This window comes from Ilumatobacter sp. (assembly GCF_041688325.1).
In the GTDB taxonomy this organism is placed as follows: domain Bacteria; phylum Actinomycetota; class Acidimicrobiia; order Acidimicrobiales; family Ilumatobacteraceae; genus Ilumatobacter_A.
On record NZ_JBDNIJ010000327.1, the window covers coordinates 1 to 2,562 of the forward strand.

At 63.8% G+C, this 2,562-nt stretch carries 3 protein-coding genes; 1 reads left to right on the forward strand and 2 read right to left on the reverse strand.

Annotated elements, in window-relative coordinates; all coding sequences use genetic code 11:
- Nucleotides 1–205: antitoxin (locus ACH2EI_RS17055; RefSeq protein WP_395160916.1), on the reverse strand; the 205-nt coding region annotated here is incomplete at its 3' end.
- Between the two features lie 99 nt (nucleotides 206–304).
- Here ACH2EI_RS17055 and ACH2EI_RS17060 point away from each other — a divergent pair.
- Complete coding sequence (locus ACH2EI_RS17060) at nucleotides 305–1,786, forward strand: amidase (protein ID WP_395160918.1); 1,482 nt, start codon at nucleotides 305–307, stop codon at nucleotides 1,784–1,786.
- A gap of 104 nt (nucleotides 1,787–1,890) precedes the next feature.
- On the opposite strand, the gene ACH2EI_RS17065 is transcribed toward ACH2EI_RS17060, so the two are convergent.
- Nucleotides 1,891–2,535 carry a class I SAM-dependent methyltransferase gene (locus ACH2EI_RS17065; protein WP_395152648.1) on the reverse strand — a complete coding sequence of 215 codons (645 nt, stop codon included), beginning with the start codon at nucleotides 2,533–2,535 and terminating at the stop codon, nucleotides 1,891–1,893.
- Between the last annotated feature and the right edge of the window lie 27 nt (nucleotides 2,536–2,562).

The window sequence follows — 2,562 nt, forward strand, 5'->3', positions numbered from 1 at the left end:
AGCGGTCGCCGTGATGGGTGGCACTGCTCCCAGACGAATACTTCCGAGCAGCATCCTCAGCCTTCTTGCTGAAATTCGTCGTCTTGCCGCCCGAGGCTTTGTCGATCTTTTGGGTCGCCTTGCCGACGACGTCGCCGACCTTGTGACGATTTTTCTCGATCAACTCCTTCGCTTTGAGAAGGTTCCGTGCGTTGAGCAATCCCATACTCCAACGTTACCGAACACGTACGACAGTGTCTGGCGATTCGGCGATGCTCGTCCTTCACCTACATGAGTCCCCGGCCCCAAGTGCTAGTAACGCGACATGGGGAACATCGCTGACGACACACAATGGCTCGACGCAACGGCTCAGGCTGACCTGGTCGCACGGGGCGAAGTCTCTGCACGCGAACTCGTTGATGGAGCGATTGAACGCATCGAGCGATCGGACCACGCGATCAACGCCGTCGTCTTGAAGTGGTACGACCGGGCACGCCAGCAGGCCGACGTCATCGACAGCAGCGGCGCGGCCACAGCCCCGGCCGGAGCTGGCAGTGGCGACCGTCCGCACTTCCTCGGCGTACCGTTCATGTTGAAGGATCTGTGGGCAGCCGAGGCCGGTATGCCGATGACCAACGGCAATGCAGCGCTTGCCGCCAAGCCACCAATCGCGCCACACGACATGACCCTGGTGGCACGATTCCGCGACGCTGGGCTGATCAACGTTGGGCGCACCAACAGCCCCGAGCTCGGCAGCCTGCCCGTCACCGAGCCGATCGCTCACGGCCCCACCCGCAATCCGTGGAACACCAATCGCACCCCGGGCGGCTCGAGTGGCGGTGCTGCTGCCGCAGTCGCTGCCGGCATGGTCCCGATGGCGCACGCGAGCGATGGCGGCGGATCAATCCGTATCCCCGCCGCGGCCAGTGGCCTCGTGGGGCTCAAGCCGTCACAGGGCCGGATCACCAATGGCCCAGACCGTGACGAGGCCGGTCTCAGCGTCAGCCTCGTCGTGAGCCGATCGGTGCGCGACACCGCCCGAATCCTTGACGCTGTTCACGGTCCAGGCATCGGCGACACGGTGATCGCCGCTCCACCGACTCGCCCGTACGAAGACGAACTCGGAAGCGACCCCGGCCGTCTGCGCATCGGGCTACTCGACACACACCCGCTCGGCAACTTCCTCCACGATGACTGCGTCACCGCAGTCAGGTCGGCTGCCTCGATGTTGGAGGGCCTCGGACATGATGTTCTCCTCGGCCACCCCGCTGCGCTCGACGATCCATCCTTTACCCCCCGCTTCATGGCCATGTGGGCAACGAACATGGCGCTCGGCATCAAGACGATGGAATCATGGATCGGTCGCGAGATGACTGCGGCTGATATCGAGCCGGTCAACTGGGCGCAGGCTCAGTGGGCGAAGAGCGTCTCCGGTGTCGAGTACGGCTCAGCGCTTGGCGCCGTTGTCGAGTACCGGCGCAAGGTGCAGAGCTGGTGGACCGAAGGATGGGATCTGTTGATCACTCCGACCCTCAGCGAGCCTCCGGTCGAAATCGGCGAGCACGACGCGACCGACGACGATCCGATGGCCGGCATGAAGCGTGCAGCACGCTTCATCGGCTTCACCCCGCCATACAACGCGAGCGGCCAGCCAGCGATCAGCCTGCCGCTCCACTGGAACGACGAAGGCCTCCCGATCGGTGTCCAGATCGTCGCCGCCTACGGCCGCGAGGATCTGCTTCTCGCCGTCGCCAGCCAACTCGAAACAGCGCACCCCTGGGCGCACCGCCGCCCAATCCTCGCCTGACCCGTCACACCCGTTCTCACACCGGAGTGTCACACCGGAGTGTCACACCGGAGACAGACCGGGATGTGACAGACCTCGGTGCGCACACGCTCACTTAGGTGATTTCAGCAAGCCGCCTTGACCGCCGTGCCGATGATCTGATGGCGCACCCAGAGTGCCGCGCGGCCTCGATCGACTTCCGTCACCTCGACTGACTCGAACGGCCCGGCTTCGAGCAATGCCGCTGTGTCGCGCGTGATCTCACAACCGTTGAACATCCAACGGTGCGGGCGCAAGAGCACCTTCTGCACCGTCCGGTTGCGGTGCCCGGCGGGCGACTCGACATGCTCGATGAAGAAATACGTGCCTGCAGGCTTCAGTACCCGATGCGCTTCTCGAACAACCTGAGCCGGATCATCGACACCGCAGAGCAGCAACGTGCCAACAACGCCGTCGACAGACCCATCGTCGACGTCAAGCGATTCGCCGCGCAACGTGCGGATCTCGAGATCGACACTGTGCTCGGCGGCCTTCGTGCGAAGCGGGTCGTGCATCACTGGGTTCGGCTCGATCGCAATGACCTTGACCCCCGGCGCGTAATAGCGCATGTTCACGCCCGTGCCGGGGCCGAGTTCAACCACGGTGCCAGACATCGCACCGATCACCTCTTGCTTGCGCTCACCGTACATCCGGTGGTTGTCCTCGGCGCCCGAGTCGAGCAGCTTCGCCTCAATCTTCGATCGCCACTTCTGCTTCGTCAGGTCGGGCATCAATTGATCTTGTCACACCGAGGTCTG

Excerpts from the sequence above, each read along its gene's own strand:
- ACH2EI_RS17060 (WP_395160918.1), top strand. The coding sequence starts at position 305 with ATGGGGAACATCGCTGACGACACACAATGGCTCGACGCAACGGCTCAG.
- ACH2EI_RS17065 (WP_395152648.1), bottom strand. The coding sequence starts at position 2,535 with ATGCCCGACCTGACGAAGCAGAAGTGGCGATCGAAGATTGAGGCGAAG.